At 68.4% G+C, this 23,777-nt stretch carries 20 protein-coding genes and 1 pseudogene; 9 read left to right on the top strand and 12 right to left on the bottom strand.

The annotated features are described in order from the left end of the window. Nucleotides 1–28: 28 nt before the first annotated feature. Both groL and ASF53_RS26675 read left to right on the top strand, forming a co-directional pair. Nucleotides 29–1,669 (top strand): chaperonin GroEL, encoded by a 1,641-nt coding sequence (gene groL / locus ASF53_RS12060; protein ID WP_056198201.1) that lies wholly within the window; start codon nt 29–31, stop codon nt 1,667–1,669. Nucleotides 1,670–1,941: 272 nt separating this feature from the next. Next, a complete protein-coding gene (locus ASF53_RS26675) occupies nt 1,942–2,151 on the top strand; it encodes a hypothetical protein (RefSeq protein ID WP_286134354.1) in 210 nt (69 codons plus the stop codon). A gap of 141 nt (nt 2,152–2,292) precedes the next feature. Here the strand turns inward: ASF53_RS26675 and ASF53_RS12050 are convergent, their stop codons facing one another. Further along, on the bottom strand, nt 2,293–2,817 hold the full coding sequence (locus tag ASF53_RS12050) for a hypothetical protein (protein ID WP_056198197.1): 525 nt from the start codon (nt 2,815–2,817) through the stop codon (nt 2,293–2,295). After that, a complete protein-coding gene (locus ASF53_RS12045; RefSeq protein WP_056198195.1) occupies nt 2,807–3,706 on the bottom strand; it encodes a ParA family protein in 900 nt (299 codons plus the stop codon). Before ASF53_RS12045 ends, ASF53_RS12050 begins: the two co-directional genes overlap by 11 nt. Before the next feature lie 304 nt (nt 3,707–4,010). Between ASF53_RS12045 and ASF53_RS12040 the strand changes: the two genes are divergently transcribed. Then, nucleotides 4,011–4,409 (top strand): MAPEG family protein, encoded by a 399-nt coding sequence (locus ASF53_RS12040; protein WP_056198193.1) that lies wholly within the window; start codon nt 4,011–4,013, stop codon nt 4,407–4,409. Nucleotides 4,410–4,427: 18 nt separating this feature from the next. On the opposite strand, the gene ASF53_RS12035 is transcribed toward ASF53_RS12040, so the two are convergent. Both ASF53_RS12035 and ASF53_RS12030 read right to left on the bottom strand, forming a co-directional pair. Beyond that, on the bottom strand, nt 4,428–5,495 hold the full coding sequence (locus ASF53_RS12035; protein ID WP_056198493.1) for an adenylate/guanylate cyclase domain-containing protein: 1,068 nt from the start codon (nt 5,493–5,495) through the stop codon (nt 4,428–4,430). A gap of 295 nt (nt 5,496–5,790) precedes the next feature. Beyond that, entirely contained in the window at nt 5,791–7,974 is a 2,184-nt protein-coding gene (locus tag ASF53_RS12030; protein WP_056198490.1) for a transglycosylase domain-containing protein, read from the bottom strand. A 495-nt stretch (nt 7,975–8,469) separates the two neighbouring features. Here ASF53_RS12030 and ASF53_RS12025 point away from each other — a divergent pair, with 495 nt between their 5' ends. Further along, nucleotides 8,470–9,771, top strand: coding sequence for a PepSY-associated TM helix domain-containing protein (locus tag ASF53_RS12025; RefSeq protein ID WP_056198192.1), 1,302 nt, complete (start codon nt 8,470–8,472; stop codon nt 9,769–9,771). Nucleotides 9,772–9,773: 2 nt separating this feature from the next. On the opposite strand, the gene ASF53_RS12020 is transcribed toward ASF53_RS12025, so the two are convergent. The 3 genes from ASF53_RS12020 to ASF53_RS12010 form a co-directional block, all read right to left on the bottom strand. Continuing rightward, nucleotides 9,774–10,556 carry a restriction endonuclease gene (locus ASF53_RS12020; protein WP_056198191.1) on the bottom strand — a complete coding sequence of 261 codons (783 nt, stop codon included), beginning with the start codon at nt 10,554–10,556 and terminating at the stop codon, nt 9,774–9,776. Between the two features lie 219 nt (nt 10,557–10,775). Then, nucleotides 10,776–11,291 (bottom strand): Ros/MucR family transcriptional regulator, encoded by a 516-nt coding sequence (locus ASF53_RS12015; RefSeq protein ID WP_056198190.1) that lies wholly within the window; start codon nt 11,289–11,291, stop codon nt 10,776–10,778. Between the two features lie 593 nt (nt 11,292–11,884). Beyond that, nucleotides 11,885–12,535 carry a class II aldolase/adducin family protein gene (locus tag ASF53_RS12010; protein ID WP_056198487.1) on the bottom strand — a complete coding sequence of 217 codons (651 nt, stop codon included), beginning with the start codon at nt 12,533–12,535 and terminating at the stop codon, nt 11,885–11,887. Nucleotides 12,536–12,865: 330 nt separating this feature from the next. Between ASF53_RS12010 and ASF53_RS12005 the strand changes: the two genes are divergently transcribed. Beyond that, nucleotides 12,866–15,565 (top strand): bifunctional acetate--CoA ligase family protein/GNAT family N-acetyltransferase, encoded by a 2,700-nt coding sequence (locus ASF53_RS12005; RefSeq protein ID WP_056198188.1) that lies wholly within the window; start codon nt 12,866–12,868, stop codon nt 15,563–15,565. A 78-nt stretch (nt 15,566–15,643) separates the two neighbouring features. Here ASF53_RS12005 and ASF53_RS12000 read toward each other — a convergent pair whose 3' ends face one another. After that, nucleotides 15,644–16,171 carry a Dps family protein gene (locus ASF53_RS12000; RefSeq protein ID WP_056198186.1) on the bottom strand — a complete coding sequence of 176 codons (528 nt, stop codon included), beginning with the start codon at nt 16,169–16,171 and terminating at the stop codon, nt 15,644–15,646. A 147-nt stretch (nt 16,172–16,318) separates the two neighbouring features. After that, entirely contained in the window at nt 16,319–18,055 is a 1,737-nt protein-coding gene (locus ASF53_RS11995; protein WP_056198184.1) for a L,D-transpeptidase family protein, read from the bottom strand. 437 nt (nt 18,056–18,492) lie between these two features. Between ASF53_RS11995 and ruvB the strand changes: the two genes are divergently transcribed. Next, nucleotides 18,493–19,563, top strand: a complete 1,071-nt coding sequence (gene ruvB / locus ASF53_RS11990; RefSeq protein WP_056198182.1) for a Holliday junction branch migration DNA helicase RuvB — start codon at nt 18,493–18,495, stop codon at nt 19,561–19,563. Continuing rightward, nucleotides 19,556–20,497: pseudogene (locus tag ASF53_RS11985) on the top strand (metallophosphoesterase). The gene ruvB and the pseudogene ASF53_RS11985 overlap by 8 nt, the downstream one beginning before the upstream one ends. Nucleotides 20,498–20,562: 65 nt before the next feature. Here ASF53_RS11985 and ASF53_RS25725 read toward each other — a convergent pair. After that, complete coding sequence (locus tag ASF53_RS25725) at nt 20,563–20,790, bottom strand: hypothetical protein (protein WP_156635523.1); 228 nt, start codon at nt 20,788–20,790, stop codon at nt 20,563–20,565. A 13-nt stretch (nt 20,791–20,803) separates the two neighbouring features. Between ASF53_RS25725 and ASF53_RS11980 the strand changes: the two genes are divergently transcribed. Both ASF53_RS11980 and ybgC read left to right on the top strand, forming a co-directional pair. Further along, nucleotides 20,804–21,520, top strand: coding sequence for a DUF4142 domain-containing protein (locus tag ASF53_RS11980; RefSeq protein WP_056198181.1), 717 nt, complete (start codon nt 20,804–20,806; stop codon nt 21,518–21,520). A 170-nt stretch (nt 21,521–21,690) separates the two neighbouring features. Beyond that, nucleotides 21,691–22,122: a tol-pal system-associated acyl-CoA thioesterase gene (gene ybgC, locus ASF53_RS11975; protein WP_056198179.1), complete on the top strand. Its 432-nt coding sequence runs from the start codon at nt 21,691–21,693 to the stop codon at nt 22,120–22,122. Here ybgC and ASF53_RS11970 read toward each other — a convergent pair. Both ASF53_RS11970 and ASF53_RS26670 read right to left on the bottom strand, forming a co-directional pair. Continuing rightward, nucleotides 22,109–22,954 carry a methyl-accepting chemotaxis protein gene (locus ASF53_RS11970; protein ID WP_286134351.1) on the bottom strand — a complete coding sequence of 282 codons (846 nt, stop codon included), beginning with the start codon at nt 22,952–22,954 and terminating at the stop codon, nt 22,109–22,111. The two genes, ybgC and ASF53_RS11970, sit on opposite strands and share 14 nt — an antisense overlap. Before the next feature lie 43 nt (nt 22,955–22,997). Then, nucleotides 22,998–23,360, bottom strand: a complete 363-nt coding sequence (locus ASF53_RS26670) for a hypothetical protein (protein ID WP_286134350.1) — start codon at nt 23,358–23,360, stop codon at nt 22,998–23,000. Between the last annotated feature and the right edge of the window lie 417 nt (nt 23,361–23,777).

Here is a 23,777-nt window from a genome sequence, read left to right as displayed (position 1 = left end):
CCCCTTCCATCATTCGAGGTAAACTCACATGGCAGCGAAAGACGTACGTTTCTCCGCCGACGCTCGCGACAAGATGCTGCGCGGCGTCGACATCCTCGCGGATGCCGTCAAGGTGACGCTCGGCCCCAAGGGCCGCAACGTCGTGATCGAGAAGAGCTTCGGCGCGCCGCGCATCACCAAGGACGGCGTCACCGTCGCCAAGGAGATCGAGCTCTCCGACCGCTTCGAGAACATGGGCGCCCAGATGGTGCGCGAAGTGGCCTCGAAGACCAACGACATCGCGGGTGACGGCACCACCACCGCCACCGTGCTGGCCCAGGCCATCGTCCGTGAAGGCGCCAAGTACGTCGCCGCCGGCATCAACCCGATGGATCTGAAGCGCGGCATCGACCTGGCCACCCAGGCTGCCGTGAAGGACATCACCGCCCGCGCCAAGAAGGTCGCCTCCTCCGAAGAGGTCGCCCAGGTCGGCACGATCTCCGCCAATGGCGACAAGGAGATCGGCGAGATGATCGCCCACGCCATGCAGAAGGTGGGCAACGAGGGCGTCATCACCGTCGAGGAGGCCAAGACCGCCGAGACCGAACTCGACGTCGTCGAGGGCATGCAGTTCGACCGCGGCTACCTCTCGCCGTACTTCGTGACCAACGCCGAGAAGATGGTCGCCGAGCTCGAGGATCCCTACATCCTCATCCACGAGAAGAAGCTCTCGTCGCTGCAGCCGATGCTGCCGGTGCTTGAGGCCGTTGTGCAGACCGGCAAGCCGCTCGTCATCATCGCCGAGGACATCGAGGGTGAGGCGCTCGCCACGCTCGTCGTGAACAAGCTGCGCGGCGGCCTCAAGGTCGCGGCCGTGAAGGCTCCGGGCTTCGGTGATCGCCGCAAGGCGATGCTCGAGGACATCGCGATCCTCACCAAGGGCCAGACCATCTCCGAGGATCTCGGCATCAAGCTCGAGAACGTCGCCCTGCCGATGCTCGGCCGCGCCAAGCGCGTCCGCATCGAGAAGGAGACCACCACGATCATCGACGGTCTCGGCGACAAGGCCGACATCGAGGCCCGCGTCGGCCAGATCAAGGCGCAGATCGAGGAGACCACCTCGGACTACGACCGTGAGAAGCTCCAGGAGCGTCTGGCCAAGCTCGCAGGCGGCGTCGCGGTGATCCGCGTCGGCGGCGCGACCGAGGTCGAGGTCAAGGAGAAGAAGGATCGCGTGGACGACGCGCTCAACGCCACCCGCGCTGCGGTGGAAGAGGGCATCGTCCCCGGCGGCGGCGTCGCGCTGCTTCTGGCCAAGAAGGCGGTTGCCCAGCTGAAGTCCGACATCCCGGACGTCCAGGCCGGCATCAAGATCGTCCTCAAGGCGCTCGAAGCCCCGATCCGTCAGATCGCCAGCAACGCGGGCGTCGAGGGCTCCATCGTCGTCGGCAAGATCACCGACAACGGCGGCGAGACCTTCGGCTTCAACGCCCAGACCGAAGAGTATGTCGACATGATCCAGGCCGGCATCGTCGACCCGGCCAAGGTCGTGCGCACCGCCCTTCAGGACGCGGCTTCGGTCGCCGGCCTGCTGGTGACCACGGAAGCCATGGTCGCCGACGCGCCGAAGAAGGATGGCGGCGCCCCGGCGATGCCGGGCGGCGGCGGCATGGGCGGCATGGACTTCTAAGTCCACGCACCCGACCGAAGAACGGAGGAGGGGTCGCCGAAAGGCGGCCCCTTTTTCGTTCGTAGGCCGCGCAAGCCACTGGCGATGCGGCGACGGTGCCCGGCGCGTCCCTGGGAAAAGCGTCAGGGGTTTATCCTATGCAGTGGCCGGGGGTGGCGAGGCTCGGGCAGCCTCGGAGCGTTGTCGGCCAGACGCCAGCGAGTACCGTGACGGACCGTATACCCGCCCCATCGCCCCCTGACGTCAACGCCCGCGAGACGATGCTGAGTCTGATGCGAGCGCTGACGGAGGGAATACGGATCGATAGCCTGATGGCCGATCAGCTTTCTGAGATCTCGGATCGTGCCCGGCTCTGCGGCGAGGCGGAGATGGCCGACGGGCTGCTCGACGTCACGCGGCAGCACCGGGTCGCGGTGCTGGAAGGGCAGGGCCGGCTCGCCGCCCTCGAAGCGCAATACGAGGCGCTATTTCCGGACGCTTAGAGCATCACTCCGAACGGTGGCCTCCGGCTTTCGGAAAAAGTCGACCCAAAAACAAAAGCCCGGAGCCACGTCCCGGATCCGACATCCAGCACGAGGCTCCGGGCTGACGCTCTGGGCAAAAGGGTTTTTGGGGGAAGGGCCTCAACCCTTCTTCTTCTTGCCCTTCCGGTCCCTCTCCTTGTCCTTCTTCTCGCGGCCTTCCTTCGCGGGCGGCGCGTCGTGGTCCTTGCCGTCCCACACTGCGGCGAAGGGGCGGTTGGCCAGGGCGCGCTCCGGGGGGGCCTCGGCAGCCCGCAGCTTCGCCGGGCTGTCCTCGACGCGGGTCTCACCCTTGCGGAACGGCGCCTCGCCGGCGGCCAGCGCGCTGAGGCGGTGGCGGTGCCAGCCCGGCGTCGCGGTCTTCAGCGAGGGGTGGTGCGGGTCGAGGCGGGTCACCAACCCCTTCACCTCGGCCTCCGACATGCCATCGACGATCAGGGCCAGCGTCTCGCTGCCCAGCACATCGCGGATCAGGCGCAGCGAGGGCGCGCGCAAGGACCGGGCCTTGAGCTGCTTTACGACGAGGGCACGGGCGGCTTTGGGAATCTCGGTGCGGATGTCGGGAAACGCTTCCGGCTCGGAGGCCATCGCCTGCAACACGGCATAGCCATCGACATCAAGGGCCATGGAGAATTTCCTTCACTTCCGCGACCAGCGGGATCAGCACGTTGGGGACATGGGCGCCATACTTGGCGGAGAAGGTCGGGGGTGACCCGTCGGCGGGAACCAGCGCGTCGGCGAGCGCCGCCGCTTGCGGAATCCGGGTTTCGAGCAAACGGAAGCCGGCATCCTCGGACCGCGCCTCGGCCTCGAGCCGCGCCAGGGTTCGCTGATGCTGGCGCACCTGGGCCTGGAAGCGGGTGACGAGGACGTGGGGCGCGCTCTTCGGCGCGATATGGCTCGCCTGCCGGCTGGGGCGCCGCCAGACGGTCTCGACGAAGGCGTTGAGCCCGTAGGTCGAGAGAAAGTCCGGGATCGAGGTGACGAGGACGAGGTCGGCGGCGCGCACCGCCACCTCGGTCATCGGCGAGATGCCCGGCGCGCAATCGAAGAACACGTAGTCGTAATCCTCGGCCAGCGGCACGAAGTCGTCCTGAAAGACCTTCCACAGCTTCTCGTCGATGGCGTGCATCGAGAATTTCCGCTCGGTCAGCTCGTAGAGGATCTCCCGTTCCACCAGCCGCAGATGCGGGCCGGACGGCAGCAGCGAGAGCGCGAGCGGCGCGTTCTTGTGGATGGTCAGGCTCACGCCGGGCTGGATGCGGGCGGAGAGGTTCGGTTTGTGGCGGGTGATGAGCTTGAGGGCGAGATAGGCCTCCAGCGTACGCCCGCGGACGATCATCTCGCCGAGCAGCGTATCACCCGCGAGGCAGACCGACACGCTCGCCTGCGGGTCGAGATCCACCACGAGCACCCGCGCCCCGTCGGCGGCCAGCGCCTCGGCGAGCATGACCACGGTGGTGGTCTTGCCGACCCCGCCCTTCATGTTCGCCACCGCGATCAGCTTGCCGCCCACCGATATCCTCCTGAACGAGCCTCGTGCCCGGCCATGCTCCGCCGACGGGCCGAGCCCGCCCATGCCCTTCTAGCGCATCGCCTTCCGCGGAAGGCCGGCAACACCTTTCGGTAGAATGCTTAATGTCATTCCCATCACCCGCCGCGCCGAGCGGTCTGCGGGACCCATCATGACCGTTGCGTCACGGATACGCCTTCGTGATCGCCGGCACGGGCGGAATACGGCGCCGATAAGCCTAGTTTGCGAAGTGCCAACGACATCCGCCGTCCGGCGGGTCGCTCCTTCGATCCGAGGTTCTTTTACCGTGATTTTTCCGACCACCACGGCCTTCTACGCCGCGATTCTGGGCCTGATCTATGCCGGATTGTCCGGATGGGTGATCGGCGGCCGGGTCTCCGGCAATGTCCTGTTCGGCGATGGCGGGCAAGACGCGCTCCAGCGGCGCGTCCGCTCGCACGGCAACTTCCAGGAATACGTGCCGCTGACCCTTCTGCTGATCGCGCTCTATGAGGCGAGCGGCGGCGCCCATGGCTGGGTTCAGGGCCTGCTGATCGTGCTGGTGATCGCGCGCATCCTGCACCCGATCGGGATGCTCGCCCCGGCGAATTCGCCGCGCCAGTTCGCCTGCCGCGGCGGCGGCATTCTCGCGACGCTGGCCATCATGACCATCGCATCGATCCTGCTGCTACTGCGGGTGAGCTGAGCGGCGAGTTTCCCCGCCCTACGGCGCGGCGGCGATCCGCGGCGCCGTGGCCTCGGCCAGGGCCGCGGTTCCGTTGCGTTCGAGGGTCGCGACGGCAAGGGGCTGCCCGCGCCCGCGCAGGGCGTGGGTGCCGAGCGGCTTCACGACGACGCCGTCGGGTAGCCGCGGCAGCCGCTTCAGCAGATCCTCGGAGATCAGGGTATCGACGCCGAGCGGACGGCACAGGGCCTCGACGCGGGCGACGACGTTCACGGCGTCACCGAAATAGGCGATCTTGTGCCGGTCCACCCCGACTTCGGCCGTCACCACCGGTCCGCCATGCAGGCCCGCCCGCAGGCGCGGCACGGTGCCGAAGCGCGCCTCCCAGCCCTCCGCCTCCGCCTCGATGCGCTCACGCACCGCGAACAGGCACTCGACGCAGCGCGCATCCTTCAGGCCACGCTCCATCGGCCAAGTGATCATGGCCAAGTCGCCGATATAGTCATCGGTCGAACCGTAGAACCGGCGCACCGGCTCGGCGAGGGTCGCGAAGACGGCGCTGAGATATTCCTGCGCGCGCAGGTCGCCGTGGGTCTCGGCGAAGGCGGTGGAGCCGACCACGTCGAGGAACAGGAAGATGCGCTCCTCCTCCACCGGGCGATGGTAGCGCCCGACGAGGAAGTTGATGAAGACCTCACCGCCGATCAGATCGCGCATGCGGATGACGAAAACGAGCAGGGCCGAGACGGCGAGCGCGTAGGCCAGCACCCGCGGCGTGGTGCGCACGGCCTCCTCCAGGCTGTCGCCGGTCAGGCCGAGCAGCCAGACGACGAAGCCGCCGAGCGCGTTGCCGACGACGATCATCGCCACGTAGGAGAGTTCCGCCGCGACGACGTAGAGCCCGGCGGGCAGGCGCCGGATGCGCGACTGGACGCCCGCCAGCAGGACGCCGCGGTCGAAGGCCAGCGCCGAGACGCCGACGCACAGGCCGTAGGTGAAGCCGGCTGCCGGGCTCGCGCCGCCGGCGAAGATGACGTTGTAGAGCAGCCCCGCGCCGCCCGCAGCGAGCAGGATGAGAAGCCAGAACCAGCGATGGTGCGGCAGCATCAGATCGGGCTCCGGCGGCCGGCGGAGGAGGATGCGCCCGGCCCGTTCGCGGAGGCCATGGGGCCATGCGGGCAACGGTCGGGCAGGCGGGTCGACACGGAGGCTCCTTACCGTCGGCAATCAGGAGGTGCGAGCGGAGCCCACAATCCTCTCCCGACCGTCGGAGGGTCATGCCTTCAACGTGGCGCGAATGTGGCGCACCGCCGCATGCTCGGTTCGGGCGCCGCCCGAATTTTTGTCAGCCGCCGCGCGACGGGAGGGATTCACCGCTCCCGTCGGGCAAATCGGGCAGCGCCTACTCGCCGACGCCGAACAGCTTCTCGAGGAAGTTGCGATCGTCCCGGCTCGGACCACGCCCGCGCCCAACCGAGCGCGGGGGGAGGGCGGAGGCCGTCTGCTCCGGCTCGCCGAGCAGGGCGCCGATCAGGCCGCCGGGTCCGGAATCCCGCTCGGGCTGCGCCTCGGGCCGCGGTGCGCGCCAGCGGTTCATGCCCGGCAGGCCCACCGGCTTCTCGCCCTTGAGCGCCGTGGTCATGTAGTCCTTCCAGATCTCCACCGGCAGGCTGCCGCCGGAGGCGCGCTTGGTCGGCTCGCCGTCGTCGTTGCCGAGCCAGACCCCCGTCACCAAAGTGGCGGAGTAGCCGACGAACCACGCATCGCGGAACTCCTGGCTGGTGCCAGTCTTGCCGGCCAGTTCCCAGCCGGGAATTTCGGCCTTCTTCGCCGTGCCCATGGTGAAGACGTCGTGCATCATGGCGTTCATCATGCCGACGGCGTTGGGGTCGATGACGCGGCCGAGCCCGCCTTCGCCGCGCTTGTAGAGCACCTTGCCGGTGGCGCTCTTGATGGTGGCGATGACGTAGGGAATCACCCCGTTGCCGCCATTGGCGAAGGCGCAATAGGCGCCCACCATTTCGAGCGGCGTCACCTCCGAGGTGCCGAGCGCGATCGAGCCGTTGGCCTGGAGCGAGGACGAGATGCCGAGCCGCTGGGCGGTCTGCACCACCGCCTTCGGGCCGACCTCCTGGCCGAGTTTCACCGCCACCGTGTTGAGCGAGAGCGCCAGCGCCTCGCGCAAGGAAACCGCGCCGCGATAATTGTGCGAGTAGTTCTCCGGCGCCCAGTTGCCGATCCGCACGGGCGCGTCCTCGCGGATCGTGTCGGGGGTCAGGCCGCGCTCCACCGCCGCGAGGTAGACGAAGGGCTTGAAGGCCGAGCCCGGCTGGCGCTTGGCGGTGGTGGCGCGGTTGAACTGGCTCTGCGCGTAGTCGCGCCCGCCGACAAGCGCACGGATCGCCCCGTCCGGCCGCATCGAGACGAGCGCGCCCTGGCCGACATTGTAGCGGCTGCCCTTGGCGTTGAGTTCGTCGGTCAGCGCCTTCTCGCCGGCCGTCTGCATGCTCGCATCGACGGTGGTGGCGACGACGATGTCCTCGTCAAATTTCGGCAGGAAGTCGTCGAGCACGTCCATCACGAGGTCGGCGACGTAGTTCGGCGAGCCGCCGCCGCGGCTCGAGGCGGGCCGGGCGGGCTGGGCCAGCGCGACCTTCGCGTCGGCGCTCTTGGCAAAGCCCAGATCTTCCATCGCCGCGAGCACCTGGGCCGCGCGGGCCTGCGCCGCCTTCAGGTTGCGGTTCGGCGCCAGCCGCGAGGGCGCCTGAACGAGGCCGCCGAGCATGGCGGCTTCGGCCAGCGTCACGTTCTTGGCGGGCTTGCCGAAATAGCGCTGGGCCGCGGCCTCGACGCCGTAGGCGCCGGCCCCGAAATAGACCCGGTTGAGGTAGAGTTCGAGGATCTCGTCCTTCGAGTATTTGTGTTCCAGCCACAGAGCCAGGATCGCCTCCTGGATCTTTCGCGAGGCGGAGCGCTCGGGCGTCAGGAACAGGTTCTTGGCAAGCTGCTGGGTCAGCGTCGAGCCGCCCTGCGCCACGCCGCGCCGGGTCAGGTTCTGCGTGATCGCGCGGGCGATGCCCACGGGATCGATGCCGAAATGGTCGTAAAAGCGCCGGTCCTCGATCGCGACGAAGGCGCGCGGCAGGTAGGGCGGCAATTCCTTGATCGAGACGACGCGGCCGCCGGTCTCGCCGCGATTGGCGAGCAGGCTGCCGTCGCTGGCCAGAATCGCGATGTTGGGCGGGCGCTTGGGAACCGCGAGCTGGTCGATCGGCGGCAATTGTGAGGCGTGGTAGGCGATGAGGCCAGCGAGCCCGATCGCCACCCAGATGCCGAGGACGACACCGGCATAGACCAGACGGCCGAGCCAGGAGCGCCGCCGCGGCGGGCGCCGTCCGTTGCCGCCGCCGGAGGCCTTGCGCGCACGCGCCTTCGGCGCCGCAGCGGGGCGGCCGGCCGAAGCCCGCTGCCCGCCCGCGGACCGGTCGTTGCGCGACAGGCGCACGTCGAGGCGGCCCGGCTCGCTCCCTTCCGGGATGTCGAAGGTGGGTTCGCTGCGTGGTTTGCGTCCGCGAGACTGCGCCATGCGTTCCATGCGTCCGGGGCTGCCGATCCCAGAGAGGATCTGATCCTTCGAAGGATCTTACCTCCGACGGATCTTGCCTCCCGCGACCGTGCTCCCCTGCTCGGGATCCGCGCGTCGGTAGTTCGCCGGATCGATCCCCTCGGATGCGCCGGCTGGCCCTGCGGCACGGCGGGTCGCCCCCTTGCGTCAGAGACAGTAATTGCGGCGGGTTTAAGGGTTGTTAAGCCAGCCGAAGCACGCCCGGCGGATCTTGACCGGGCCTTTACCGGATCTTAACGCGTGATCGTGTCGCGCACGATTCAAGGGCTGGCCAAAGGGTTGGCCAGGGGTGGCGTATAGCCGTGGCAAGCTTTATCGACGGGTTCGCCCTCACCGCGCAGGCATGAGGGCCCGCACAAGGGACTGAACCGGACCGGGGCGTGTTTGTCCGAGGGCCGGATCGCCTTTCCTTCTCCGTCGGCGGTCGCTCCGTCGCGGACAGAGGCTCGAGGGTTGATGGCGCGCTCCGTTTTCGTCCTTCTCCACCGCTGGGCCGGCCTGACGATCGCCGCCTTCCTGCTCGTGGCGGGGCTCACCGGCGCGGTGATCTCCTGGGACCATGAACTCGACGATTGGCTGAACCCGCATCTCCACACGGTCGAGAGCCGCGGACCCGCGATCCCCGCCCTCGACCTCGCGCGGCAATTCGAGGCCCGAGAGCCGGGCGCCCGCGTCGCCTATCTCCCGCTGGCGGCCGAGCCCGGCGAGTCGCTGTCGCTGTTCGTGATGCCGCGGGTCGATGCGGCGACCGGCGGCCTGCACACGCTCGGCTACAATCAGGTCTTCCTCGACCCGGTGACGGGGGCCGAACTCGGCCGGCGGGAATGGGGTCAGGTCTGGCCGATCACCCGCGAGACGCTGATCTCGTTCCTGTACAAGCTGCACTACTCCCTGCACCTCCCGGAGATGTGGGGCGAGGAGCGCTGGGGCATCTGGCTGCTCGGGATCGTCGCCGTCGTCTGGATGCTCGATTCCTTCGTCGGTTTTTATCTCACGCTGCCGGTGCGCAAACCCGCCAACCCGGCGCGTCCGGCGGCCGTCGAGCGGCAGCTCGGCCGGGGCTGGTGGTCGCGCTGGAAGCCGGCCTGGAAGGTGAAGACCGCGGGTAGCCCCTACCGCGTGACCTTCGACCTGCACCGCGCCTTCAGCCTCTGGACCTTCGCGCTGCTGTTCGTGCTCGCCTTCACGGCCTTCTCGCTCAACCTCTACCGCGAGGTGTTCCTGCCGCTGATGTCGAGCGTCTCGCAGGTGACACCCGAGCCGTCGAACACCCGCCCCTTCGTCTCACCGCTCAAGCCGATCGAGCCGGGGGTGGATTACGCCCGCATCCTGGAGGCAGCGCAGGCGGAGGGACAGCGCCGAGGCTGGAAGGAGCCGGTCGGCGCCCTGGCCTACGCGCCGCTGCAGGGCTTCTACACCGCCCGCTTCTTCGCGCCCGGCGACGACCATGGAGCGGCGGGCGTCGGCCCGGCGGCGATCTATTTCGACGGGGGAGACGGCCGGGTGATAGGTGACCGTCAGCCCTGGGTCGGCACCGCTGCCGACATCTTCGTGCAGGCGCAGTTCCCGGTGCATTCGGGCCGCATCCTTGGCTTGCCCGGCCGCATCCTGATCTCGCTCATGGGGCTCGTCGTGGCGATGCTGTCGGTCACCGGCGTGGTGATCTGGTGGCGCAAGCGTGCGGCGCGGCTGTCGGTTCGGCGCAAGGCCGTGGCGCTGCCCGCCCGCCCCGTCAGCCGGCCGGTGCCGGCGGAGTAGGCTCAGCGCCCGGCCGCCAACGCACGGCGGCCGGCCCGGCGGGTCCGAGCCAGGGTCGCAAGGTCGTCGTGGTGGAGGAGCAGGACGCCGGTGGTGCCGGCGAGCTTGCGGGCGGCGGGGGTGAAACCGGCATTCGAGACCACGGCCGCCATGTCGCCCGACCAGTGCAGGGCGGCGGCCGCAACTTCCTGCACCGCGGCGTTGCCGACCGGGCGGCCGTAGCGCTTGCACTGCACGATCAGGCGCAGGCCCGCCTTTTCGGCGATCACGTCACAGCCCTGGTCGCCGCTCGCCCCCGTGGGCCGGGCATCCCAGCCCGCCTCCCCCAGAAGTTCGGCGCAGTATCGCTCGTAGGCGATCCCGTCCTCCGGCGTCTCCATTTCGTCGGGCAGTTCGTGCGCGCAGGCCACCCGCTCGATGATGTCCACCATCTCATCGAAGCGCGGCTCGGCGTAATCGGAGAAGCCGCGCGCCTCGACGAGCGGCAGGACGGTGCGCTCGACGAAGTACTCGCGCTCGCGCAGCCAGCCATCCTCGATGGTGTTGCCGTAGGCGTCGAGGAAGCGCTCCTGCCGCCGTCGCAGGGCGAGCGTCGCGGCATGCCGGCGGGCGATGCGGCGCACGAGGGCGCGGAAGCGGCGCGGTCGGTCGAGGCGATGGAGGAGAATCGCGCCGCAGACCGCACCCGTCGCGGCGAGCGCCGGGGCTCCGTAACGGATGGCGGCGCCACCCCCGAGGACGACGGTCCAGAACAGGCGCGTAACGATGGTCGACCGGCCGGACATCATGTCTCCCGCGAGAGACCGGGACGATGCCCGGACTGCACAGGAACTGTTCCCGCCGAGCGGTTGCCCGACTTCTAACGCCGAGACTTGATCCTGCCCTCGCCGACGGAGGACAGCCGCATCGCGTGTGGATAAGCGGCTCCGGCGCACACCCGCCGTCCAGAGGCCGGGCGATCGATGGCGACCCGGCCTTCTACGATGTCGGTCGGCGCGATGCGCTCAGACCGCGTCCGCGGTACGGGCCCGGCCACGGCGACGCGGCGCCGAAGCGTTGGTCTCGGCGGCCGGCTCGGATGCGGCGTCCGTCGTCGTCTTGGCGGGCCACTTCCGGCGCTGCTGGCCGAGGCCCATGGTCCGGGCGAGTTCCGAACGGGTTGCGGCGTAGCTCGGTGCAACCATGGGATAGTCGTCGGGCAGGTTCCAGCGCGCGCGGTACTCGTCGGGCGAGAGATTGTAGCGCGTCCGCAGATGCCGCTTGAGCGACTTGAACTTTTTGCCGTCTTCGAGGCAAATGAGGAAATCTTGCTGGATCGAACGCCGGATCGACACGGCCGGTGTCGGGGCCGGTTCTTCAGGCTCAATTGGCTTATTCGATAATTGTGCCAGCGCACCGTGAACCGACGTGATCAGCCCGGGCAATTCCCCGACCGCCAGGGAGTTGTTCCCGACATAGGCCGACACGATATCCACAACCAAGGCCACGTGATCGCCAGCGGAGCCATCCTCAAGCGACATCCTCAATATCCCTTCTGATATTTGCAAACGACGAACTTCAATAGGCGCTACAACGAAGACGCCATCATTGCCGAGCACGCTGCGACTGCGCTGAATGACGCAGGACTTAACCTTTGATGGGCCCGGCTGCAAGATGGATTTTAGCGTCTTCCAAAAATCAATTGAACTTTCGGCCGTTTGACAGGGCTATTGCGGTAAAAGTCGCATCAGAAACTCCACAAAAATCTCCCGACATCCGGTATAATTCCGAAATGCAAGACGGGACGATTACGTAGATCGATTGGGCACAGTCGTGTGAAAGCGTCGCCCGAGACCTGCCGTCACTTGCAAAATGGCAAGGTCAAAACCATCGAAAGCGGCATCGTCTAAAGACGGTTACTCAAATTTATCGCAAAATTTTCCACAAAATTCCAACTTACTAATATATAATTACGATTATATTGTATTTATATACCGATTTCAGCAGTAAAATTAATGATCATAAAATTGAAAAGCCTGCCTTCAGAATAATTTATCCTTCATTCGCCGTAAAATAAGCTGAAAATCCAAATCATTTGGCATCCGCGCAAATCGAAAACGCTGAAGGCGCAGACTTACTGCTCGGATTTCTCGCGGGGACCATAGGACTTGAAGCGTTCGACCGTCTCGGCGACCTCGGCATCGGACAGCACCACCGGCGCGCCGACCTGCAATGCAATCGCGTACTGGCGGCACAGGGTCTCGACCTCGACGGCGAGCCACATCGCCTTCGACAGATTCGGCCCCGTGGCGATCATGCCGTGGTTGGCGAGCAGGCATGCGCTGCGGCCATCGAGGGCATCGAGGGCGAAATCCGAGAGGCGCTGCGTACCGTAGGGCGCGTAGGGGGCGCAGCGGATGGTCGGACCGCCGGCCATCGCGATCATGTAATGCACCGCCGGAATCGACCGGCCGCAGATCGCGAAAGCCGTCGCGTAGGGCGGATGGGCGTGGACGACGGCGCCGATCTCGGGCCGGGCCGCCAGGATGTCCCGGTGGAAGCGCCACTCGGAGGAGGGCGCCAGCGGATGATCCCAGTTCCCATCGAAATCCATGGGGACGAGGTCGTCGGGGCCGAGTTGCTCCGCCGGAATCCCGGAGGGCGTCACGAGGAAGCCGCTTCCGGTTCGGACGGAGAGGTTGCCCGACGTCCCCTGGCTCAGGCCGAGGTCGAGCATCCGGCGCATCGATTCGACCATCGCTTGACGGGTCGCGAAAGTCGGCACGGACAACTCCTCTAACGGCGGATCGATCATACGATGCGGAATGGGCTTTGTCGGACGCGATTCGACCAGCCATCGCCGGGACCGGTGCCTGACCTTAGCCGCAGGAGCAAGCGGGCGAAACAGGGGCAGGTCGGTGCGGGCCCGGATCGCCGACTCGCGACGCCTGCCGTTCCAGTCGGCCGGAACGCTCGCCGAGTACGAGTATTGGAGAGAGATGTACGCGCGGCACGAGACTTTCGTGCGGCCCCGGCGCGCCAAATGCGGTCGATCCGGTCTATCATAGGGCGGTTTGACGCTCGGCCTCGCGCCTTGAGATGATATAGGCGGCCCATGAGCACCTATCGATTCGAGGCTCTGCTCGTCCCGCGCCGCATCGCCGTGGTCGGAGCGGGTGATCGCGCCGGCTCCGTCGGCCGGGCGATCATCGACGGCCTGCGCGCGGGCGGATTCACCGGTGACATCGTCCCGGTCCATCCGCGCGAGACCAGCGTCGATGGGTTGGCCTGCAGCCCGCGCCTCGCCGACATTCCGCAGGCCCCCGATCTCGTGATGGTCGCCACGCCCCCGGCGGCGGTGCCGGGCATCGTCGAGGAGGCGGGGCAGATCGGCGCCGCCGCGGCGGTGATCCTGTCGGCCCATCTCGGCGTCGGCGAGGCGGCCCCGGCCGGCGCCGCCCAGGCGGCGGCCCGGCGGCACGGATTGCGGCTGATCGGGCCCGACAGCATCGGGTTGAGCGTGCCGGCGCGCGGCCTCAATGCGAGCCTGCTCGCCCGCCCGCCGAAACCCGGCGATCTCGCCCTCATCTCGCAATCCGGCACCGTCGCCTCGGCCATCGCCGAATGGGGATGGCGGCACGGGGTCGGTTTTTCCGCGGTGATGACGCTCGGCCGCTCCGCCGACATCGACATCGCCGATTGCCTCGACCACTTCGCCGAAGATTTCCACACCCGCGCGATCATCCTCTCGCTGCACCACGTGGACGATGCGCGAAAATTCCTCACGGCGGCCCGGGCGGCGGCCCGCGCCAAGCCGGTCGTGGTGCTGCGCACCGGGCGCCACGACGCGCCCGGCCGGCGGCCGGAGACCCATACGGGCGCGCTCGCCCGGCCCGGCGCCGTCTACGAGGCCGCCTTCCGTCGCGCGGGCCTGCTCGCGGTGGACGGGCTCGATGCCATGTTCTCCGCCGTCGAGACCCTGGGGCGTCAGCGGCCCTTCCCCGGCAACCGGCTGATGATCGTCTCCAACGGCCGCGGCATCGGTGCGCTCGCTGCCGACCGGCTGGCCGACCTCGGCGGCACGCTGGCGGAGCCCGCTCAGGCAACGCAGGATTGCCTCGCTCCGGTGCGGCACGGTGGGCAAGCCAACCCGCTCGATCTCGGCATCGACGCGGTGCCGGGGGATTATGTCGGCGCCCTGGAGCCGCTGCTCGCCGGGCGCGACAGCGACGCGATCGTCTCGATCCATGTGCCGACCGCGCGGGCGGGCAGCCGTGAGGTGGCCAAGACCGTGGCCGGCGCCGTCGCCAAGGCGCGCTCGGCCGGGCGCCGCAAGCCCGTCTTTGCGGTCTCGATCGGCGAGGACGAGGCGATCCGCGCGATCTACGCCGACGCCAAGATTCCCCTCTTTGCCACCGATGCCGACGCGGTGGAGGGCTTCCTGCACCTCGTGCGCTACCGCGAGGCGCAGAACGACCTGATGCGCACGCCGGACGCCTTGCCGCGCGACTTTACGCCGGACGTCGCCGCCGCGCGCCGCATCGTGGACGAGGCGTTGGCTGAAGGGCGCACCTGGCTCGACCCCTACGCGGTGACCGAGCTGTTGACCGCCTACCGAATCGTCTCGGTGCCGGTCACGCTGGCGCCCGATCCCGATGGGGCTGCAGCAGCGGCGTGGCCGCTGATCGCGGGCGGCGGCACCGTAGTGCTCAAGCTGGTCTCACCGGACGTGGTGCACAAATCTGAGGTCGGCGGCGTGCGCCTCGGCCTCACCTCGGAGGCCGACGTGCGCGAGGCGGCCCATGCGATGATCGCGCGGGTCCGAGAACTCCGCCCCGATGCGCGGGTGGCGGGCTTTGCCGTGCAGCCGATGCTGCGCCGGCCGCAGGGGCGGGAGCTGATCGCGGGGCTTGCCGAAGATCCGGTCTTCGGACCCGTGGTGGTGTTCGGGCGCGGCGGCACGGCGGTCGAGGTGATCGACGACCGGGCTCTGGCGCTGCCGCCGCTCGATCTGGCGCTGGCAAGCGAACTGATCGGCCGCACCCGCGTCGCCCGCCGTCTCGAAGCCTATCGCGACGTGCCGGCGGCGGATCTGCCGGCCATCGCCCTATTGCTGGTCAAACTCGCCCAACTCGCCGCCGACCTGCCGGCGGTGCGCGAACTCGACATCAACCCCCTGCTCGCCGACGCCGACGGCGCGGTCGCCCTCGATGCGCGGGTGCGCATCGCACCGGAGCCGAGCCGGCCGGAGCGTCGCCGGGGCAACTGGCACCCGCGCTTCGCGATCCGGCCCTATCCGTCCGATTGGGAGCGGCGGCTCGATGTCGGGGAGCGCTGCGTCCATGTCCGGCCGGTCCGGCCCGACGACGAGGGCATGTTCCGCGCCTTCTTCGCGCAGGTGGATCCCGAGGATGTGCGCCTGCGCTTCTTCGCCCCGGTGCGGGACTTCAGCCACGCCTTCCTCGCCCGGCTGACCCAGCTCGATTACTCCCGTGCCATCGCCTTCGTCGCCTTCGACGAGGCGGCGGAGGAGGACCGGCGCATGCTCGGCGCCGTGCGCCTGCACGCCAACGCCAACCACGACACGGGCGAGTTCGCGATCTTGGTGCGTTCCGACATCAAGGGGACGGGCCTCGGCGCCGCCCTCATGCGGATGATGATCGATTGGGCCAGGGCCGAGGGCATCGCCGTGGTCGAAGGCAGCGTGCTCGCCGAGAACCGGCCGATGCGCGCGGTCTGCCGCCATCTCGGCTTCGTGGAGAAACCGGTTCCGGACGACCCGAGTCTCGTGAAGGCGACGCTGACCGTCGGGTAGTCGTCGCGTTCGGTTCCGCAGACATGAAAAGACCGCCGACCCTCTCGGATCGGCGGCCCATCTTTACCGAGAAAAGGCTCAGTGACCGCTGTCGGTGGCCTCGCGGGTCGACTCGTAGAGGAACCACGTGCGCTCCTCGGACTGGTCGATCCACTCCTCGATGAGGCTCGTGGTCGAGACGTCGTTGGCTTCGTCGGTGATGCTGTGCAGCTCGCGCATGTTGGCGGTGAGCGCCTTGTTGTCGTCGCGCAGTTCCTTCAGCATCTCCAGTGGGCTCACGTAGTCCGCGTTGTTGTCGGGAACGCGCTTGAGCTGCTCGGCCTGCCCAAGGGAGCGAAGGGTCGTGCCGCCGATCTTGCGGGCGCGCTCGCCGACGGCGTCGATAATCGCGAAGATCTGCTCGGACTGCTCATCGAGCAGCAGGTGATAGTCGCGGAAGTTCGGGCCGCTGACATGCCAGTGGAAATTCTTGGTCTTGATGTAGAGCGCGAAGAGATCCGACAGGAGAACGGTCAGACCCTCGGAGATCTTCTTGACGTCGTTCGGGTCGAGATCGGTCGGGGTGTTGAGCCGGTCACTCGGGACGCGCAGCTTGGCTTTAGCCATGAGGTGATATCCTTAACACTCTGCAATCGAATTCTGACCGGCGACAACCACGCCGGTACTCGATCGGCAGAATGAGGAAGCGGGAACCTTTGTTCCGCTCCGCATGGCTGCGCTGCTGTGGATGGGACGCGGCGCCGCGCGGGCGCCTCAGCCCCGCCCGCCGACGAGGCCGGGCGGCATCGGGACCGGCTCGCTCTCCGGCCCACGGGCGGGCGGCGCGGCTTTCCGGGCCTGCGGCTTTTGCGGAGCGGGCAGGGCGGTTGCAGGCGCCGGGGCGGCAGCGGCCCCGACCGGCGCGGGCCTGGCCGGTGCGGGCTTCACCGGCGCAGTCTGCGCGGCGGACGGCAGGGGACGCGGCGCGACGCCCGGTGCGGCCGGGCGAGGGGCCGGCACCGCGCGGGGCGTGATGGCACCGGTGGTCGTCACATCGGGGACCGGCGGTGTCGCCGCGGCCGGGGCCGGAGGCGTATCGAGGCCGTAGATGTCATCGCGGAAATGCACCCGTCCGTCCGAAGTCGCGTAGCCGGTCATGTAGACGAAGGCGACCGGCGTCGGCTTCACGAGCTTCACGTCGCGCCGCTCATCGACGGCGATGGCGGTCTCGATCTCGATCGGCCCCCAGGCGGAGCCCGCCCCGTTCGGTCCTTCGGTGCCTTGAAGCAGCCATGCGGCGAACTCCTTCACTTGGCCGACGCGGACGCAGCCATGCGAGTGGAAGCGCACTGAGCCGGCGAACAGGGATTTCGACGGGGTGTCGTGCATGTAGATCGCGTGGCGGTTCGGCATGTCGATGCGCACTTGGCCCAGCGAGTTGTCGAGGCCGGAATCCTGGCGCAGCGTGTAGTTGGTCGCCTTCTGGGTGTTCCAGTCGATCGCGTTCGGATCGACCTCGACGCCGCCGGGGCCGAGGATGCGGATGCGGTTCTTGGCGAGATAGCCCGGATTCTTGCGCATCGTCGGGATGATCTCGTTCTTGATCACCGAGACGGGCACGGTCCAGGTCGGGTTGAGGTTCACGTCGGTGATGCGGGTCTCGACCGCGGGCGTCTGCTTGTCGGGCGAGCCGACCACGGCGACGTAGCGGCGGGTCACCGCGCCGTTCTCCACCGCCTCCACCGTGGCGGAGGGGATGTTCACGATCACGTAGCGCTCGCCGAAGCCGAAGCCCGACCCCAGCAGCCGCTGGGCCGAGGCGCGCAATTGCCGCTGCCGCACGTCGGCCGGCACGTTGAGAGCGTTCAGCGTGAGGCGGCCGAAGATGCCGGCATCCGGCAGGCCGTGGCGGGCCTGGAACGCCTTCACGGCGGCCACCAGCGGCGGGTCGAACCGGTCGGAGGGCGGCGCGTCGGCGGGTAGGTCGCCGGTCAGGGTGAGGTGATGGCGCAGCGAGGGGATCGCGGCGTGGCTGTCGCCGGGCTTCGGGGCGAAATCGGCGGGCAGCGTCTTCCAGCCGCCGGCCTCGGCATAGACCTGATAGCGCTCGGCGGCGCGCATCGTGTCGACGAAGGTCTGCGCGGTGTAGCTCGGCAGCGGATCCTCGGAAACGCGGGCATAGACGACCGGCGGCAATTCCCGCGATGCCTTCTTGGCCGGAGGGGTCTCGGCCGGAACGGCCACCGTGTCGGCGGTCGGGCGCTCCAGTTTCGGCGCGGTTTTCGGATCGACCTTGGGCTCGGGCTTCGGATCGGCCCTCAGCTCGCGTTTCGGCTCCGGCGCGGCCTCGGCCTTCGGCTCGATCCGCAGGTTGATCCGGGAATCCGGCTGCGGCTCGGGAACGGACTCGGCCCGGAGCGGGGCGGCGAGCAGCAGGGCGAGGGCGGCGCCCGTGCCGCCGATGAGCCGGGCGCGGCGGGGCCTGCGCAAGGCGGGGATAACATTCGGCATCGCGGATCTCATCGGGTGCACGGCCCGATCATCGGCGGGGTTGGTTACCAACTCGCTCACGCCCTCGCCCACGGCGTGTGCCGAAGCACGCAAGCCCCGCAGAAGCAGACCGCACAGCGACGGCACGAAGCCGTTCGAGCGGCTTCGCGGCGCGGGGTTTTCGAGGCTTGAGCCCCGGAAAGCATCGAGCGGAGCGGAAGCCTAAGCCCGCGGAGGCGGGCGTCGGCGACTGAGGCCAGCAAAAATCCAGGGTGAGCGCCTTCGGGCGATTGCCCTGGAGCAGTCTGTTCTGCCGCGGTGGTGCGGGCGTGCAGGATGTGCAAAACGCGAGGTCGGAATGCCTCACGAGACGCCCGGTCGCCGACCGTTTCCCCTCGGGGCGACGGCGCCGCGGGCGTTTTGCGAGGGCCATTCGGCCGACGCCCCGCGAGACCCCCGTGAGCGAAGACAAGACCGCCAAGCCCGGCAAGACCCTGCTGAGCCCCGAGCGCCGGCCGGACGACGCCGACCAGTCGATCCGCCCCTTGAGCCTCTCCGAGTTCATCGGGCAGCGGGCGGCGCGCGCCAACATGCAGATCTTCATCGAGTCGGCCAAGAAGACCGGTCAGGCCCTCGATCACGTCCTGTTCGTCGGCCCGCCGGGCCTCGGCAAGACGACGCTGGCGCAGATCGTCGCCCGCGAACTCGGCGTCAACTTCCGCTCGACCTCCGGCCCGGTGATCGCCAAGGCCGGCGATCTGGCCGCGCAGCTCACCAATCTGGAGGAGCGCGACGTCCTGTTCATCGACGAGATCCACCGCCTCAACCCGGCGGTGGAGGAAATCCTCTACCCGGCGATGGAGGATTACCAACTCGACCTCATCATCGGCGAAGGCCCGGCCGCCCGCTCGGTGAAGATCGAGCTGCCGAAATTCACCCTCGTCGGCGCCACCACCCGTGCGGGCCTGCTCACCACGCCGCTGCGCGACCGCTTCGGCATCCCGATCCGCCTCGAATTCTACGAGATCGACGAGCTGGAACTCATCGTCCGCCGCGGTGCGCGGGTGCTCGGCCTCGGCATGTCGGAGGAGGGCGCCAACGAGATCGCCAAGCGGGCCCGCGGCACCCCGCGCATCGCCGGGCGCCTGCTGCGCCGCGTGCGCGACTTCGCCATCGTCGAGGACGCGACGACGGTCAGCCGCGCCATCGCCGACCGGGCGCTGCAGATGCTCGACGTCGATCCCGTCGGCCTCGACGTGATGGATCGCAAGTATCTCACCCTGATCGCCACTTCGTTCGGCGGCGGCCCGGTCGGCATCGAGACCATCGCCGCGGCCCTCTCCGAGCCGCGCGACGCGATCGAGGACATCATCGAGCCCTACCTGATCCAGAAGGGCTTCGTGCAGCGCACCCCGCGCGGGCGGGTGCTGACGCCACATGCCTTCCGGCACATGGGCTTTGCCGAACCCCGGCGCGATCCCGGCTCGCAGTTCGGCCTGTTCGGCGGCAGCGACGACCCGGATGCCTGAGGACCGAAGCTCCGCCTCCGTCACGCGACGGACGGTGCCGGTCGGGCTCGGCGCGACGGCGCTGACCGGGGCGGGTACGGGCGCCTATGCGGTCGGCATCGAGCCGATGCGGCTCGCGGTGACGCGCTAACGCCTGCAGCCGATCGGCCCTTGGCCGGAGGGCCTGACCCTGCGGATCGTCGCCCTTGCCGACATCCATGCCTGCGAGCCCTGGATGTCGACGGCACGCATCGCCGGGATCGTCGCGGCGGCCAACGCCCTCCAAGGCGACGTGATCGTGCTGCCCGGCGACTACGTCGCCGGCATGCGGGTCGTCACGCGCTACGTGGACGCCGCCGAATGGGCGCCGGTGCTCGGACAACTCGCGGCACCGCTGGGCACCTACGCCATCCTCGGCAATCACGATTGGTGGGAGGACAAGACGGCGCAGGCCCGTGGTGCCGGCCCGACGATCGCGGGCGAGGCGCTTCGGCGCGTCGGTATCCCCGTGCTGGAGAACGACGCGCTGCCGCTCTCGGTCAAAGGTCACACCGTCTGGCTCGCCGGCCTTGGCGACCAGCTCGCGCTCCTGCCGGGTCGGAAGCGCCATGGTCATCCTCGCATCGGCCTCGACGACCTGGCCGGCACGCTGGCGAAGATCCCAGACGGCGCGCCCGCGATTCTGCTGGCACACGAGCCCGACATCTTTCCGCAGGTGCCGCCGCGGATCGCGCTCACGCTCTCGGGCCATACCCATGGCGGACAGGTGCGCCTATTCGGCCGCTCCCCCGTCGTCCCCTCCCGCTACGGCAACCGCTTCGCCTACGGCCATATCCGCGAGCAGGCGGACCTCATCACCTCCGGCGGGCTCGGCACGAGCATCGCGCCGGTGCGATTCGGCGTGCCGCCGGAGATCGTCGTGGTCGATCTTGGAACCGATGGCCGGAAACGCTGAGATATGCGCTGGGGACATATCACCGGCGTCGTGAGCGGAGCAAAAATAGGGATGTTTTAATCGTTTCAGACTGAGCCGGCGATGCTCTTCGCCACGATTATCCATTGCAAAACATTGTTATAAAACAACTTATTCAAGACAGGTTGTTTCTTCCAGCGGCAAACCGGCGCATCGACACCTCCCCAAGGGGAAGCCCGCTGCATGCGGAACAGGCGTGCATCGCACAAGTTGAGGCCCCGACCACGCCCTTCGGGAGCGCCGGCCCCAACGAACGATTCCAGCACGACCTTCAAGGAACTCTCCGCCATGAAGACGACCGTCCTGGCCGCCCTCGGCCTGTCCGTCGCTGCCCTCGCCACGCCCGCCCTGGCTCAGGACGCCCTGCCGCTGCGCATCGGCAGCGACGCGCCGATCGGGCGCGCCGGAACCGACACCCGCGACTTCCGCGCCGAGGCCCTGCGCTCGGATGCCACCAGCATCGAAGCCAGCCGGATCGCCCTGGAGCGTTCCCGCAATCCGCGCGTGCGCAACTACGCCAACCGGATTCTGGTCGAGCGCCAGGCCACCACCCGGGCGCTGCTGCCCGAGGGCACCTCGCTGACCGCCAGCGGTCGCGTCGTCTCCGACCAGCAGGGTATCCCCACCCGCCTCGACAACCCGATCGGCGTGGTGCTGGCCCCGGTGACGCTGGCCGCCAACATCGGCACTGGCATCGTCGGCGGCGTGCTCGGCGGGGTCGGCCTGATCGACAACAGCCCGGGTGAGCCCGGCCGCCGCGTCGCCCTCGGCCCGAACGGCCAGCAGCGCCTGGAGCGCCTGCGCTCCGCCCGCAACAGCCGCGAGTTCGACCGGGCCTATATCAACGGCCAGGCCCGCTCGGATGCGCGCACCCTGGCGCTCTACGGCACCTATGCCCGCAACGGCGACAGCGCCGCCGGCCGCACCTTCGCCAACGAGGCCCTGCCCTACATCGCCGACGAGCACGCCCACTCGGCCAGCCTCGCGAACCGCATCGGCGGCTGATCGACGCGAACCCGACTACCGTGCAGGGCCGCCCTCGAAAGGGGCGGCCCTTGCCATTCGAGACACCGTTTCAGGTGCCGAGCCGGCTCGCCGACCGGGGCGCAACCCGACCTCTCGCCACCTGTGACGAGACTCGCTACATGACGGGATCTCCACGAACCCGGACGTCCATGGATCCGACCACAGGCGCCGACGCGCACCGCCTTCCGCTGCGCATCTACTACGAGGACACCGATTTCTCGGGCTTCGTCTACCACGCGAGTTACCTGCGCTTCATGGAGCGGGGCCGCACCGAACTCCTGCGTTCGCTCGCGGGCGACCAGTCGAAGATGCACGCGGAAGGCACAGGGCTCGTCTTCGTCGTGCGGAAGATGACCCTCGACTTTCTCAAGCCCGCCCGCATGGACGACTGGATCGAGGTTCACACCCGGTCGAGCGAGTTGCGCGGCGCCTCCATGCACCTCGCCCAGGAGGTCCGTCGCGGGGACGCGGTGCTGGTGCGCGCCGAGGTCGTGGTCGCCTGCGTCAGGAACGGCCGTGCGATCCGCCTTCCCGACGGATTGCGGCGTGCCCTGACGCCGGCCGGGCTCAGATCCGCCTGACCTCGACCAGGAAATCCTGAACCGCCCGCGTCACCTGCTCCATCTGCCGGTCGAGGATCGTCGTGGCGGAAAGGACCGAGCGGGCCGAGCCGGCCGAGGTCTCGGCCGTGGCGGCCACCTCCTCGATGCTGCCTCCGACGAGCCCGGTGCGGTCGGCCGCCTCGCGGGCGCTCCGGCTGATCTCGCCGGCCGTGACGGATTGCTCCTCGACCGCGGCGGCGATGGTGGCGGCGCCCTCGTCGAGGCCGCGGATCACCCCGGAAATCCGCTCGATGGCCGCGACCGTCTGCGAGGTTGCCGCCTGGATCAGCCCGATATGCTGCGCGATCTCGCCGGTGGCCTTGGCGGTCTGTCCGGCGAGCACTTTGACCTCGGTTGCCACCACGGCGAAGCCCCGTCCGGCCTCGCCCGCCCGAGCCGCCTCGATGGTGGCGTTGAGCGCGAGCAGGTTGGTCTGGTTCGCGATCGAGCTGATCAGCCCGACAACCTCGCCGATACGCTGCGATGTTTCCGAGAGGGCCTTCACGCTCTCCATCGCCGAGCCCGCCTCGGTCACGGCCTGCCCGGTCGCGGCGCTGGAGCGGCTCACCTGCCGGGTGATCTCGCTGTTCGAGGCGGTCAGTTCTTCGACGGCGGCGGCGACGGACTGAACGTTCATCGTCGTGTCGTTCGCTCCGCTCGCGGCGCTGTCCGCAGCCCGGGCGGTCGCGTCGGTCGCCGAGAGGACCTGCTCGGCCGCTCCGCGCATCGCACCGGTGGCCTCGGAGGCCTCGCCGAGTGCGGCCCGGACGGAAGCGTCGAAGCTGGCGATCGAATCGGCGAGGGGCGTCACGTCGGCCCAAGACAGGACGGCGGCGATGTATCGCCCCTCCACATCACGGACAGGGGAGACGTGGAGATCGAGCGTCTTCGGGCCGAGCTTGATCTTGGTGCGCCAGGGCAGACGGGTCGGGTCGGCGACGATGCTGCGCTGATGGGTTCTTATGGAACACGTCCATCGTGAGCCCCACCATGGCGTCCGGGTTCACGGAGGCCGGCAGATGGGCCCGCAGGCTGTGCAGCGTCTCGACGCTGCGCCGGTTGGCGAAGGTGATCGTCGCGTCCGTGGGGTGGAGGACGAGCACGTTGACGGGAAGCGCATGCATGATCGCCGCGAAATCGACGGCGTGCCGCTCCTGCGGCCCCGGATTCTGCTCAGCCGGATACCTCGCGGGAAAGAATTTTCGCTTGCGTATCATGGGAGCGCTCTCCCTCGTGCAGGGCTCAAGCAGCCCTCATCGCTTGAGAAACAAGACATAACATGTTTATTTATGTTTCGTAAACGGACGCGAAAACTTAACCACTGATCGATAAAATCAATTGAGCTGCAATTCCAAAGCGTTTCAAAACTGATTTTTGTCCCGATCGAATGCGGGATTTTGCGCCTGAGCCTCTCGCCTGCCCGGAAGGAGGCGAGCGCACGGGCCTGACCGTAACGCGATCTTAACCCTGACCCGGCCTTAGACTCGAATGCGAGACGCTGCGCGCTGCGCCGCAGAACGGACGGAGCCGGCACCGGTCCCGACCCTTACTTTCGACAGATTCCCGAGTGATCTCAATCGGCATCGCTCAAAGGATCAGTCGGCAGTCCGGTGCGCTCTTGCGCGGCCCTGACG

Source organism: Methylobacterium sp. Leaf123 (genome assembly GCF_001423405.1).
Lineage (GTDB): Bacteria > Pseudomonadota > Alphaproteobacteria > Rhizobiales > Beijerinckiaceae > Methylobacterium.
Note: the sequence above shows the minus strand (reverse complement) of the source record. Positions and strands in the feature narration are given on the sequence as shown.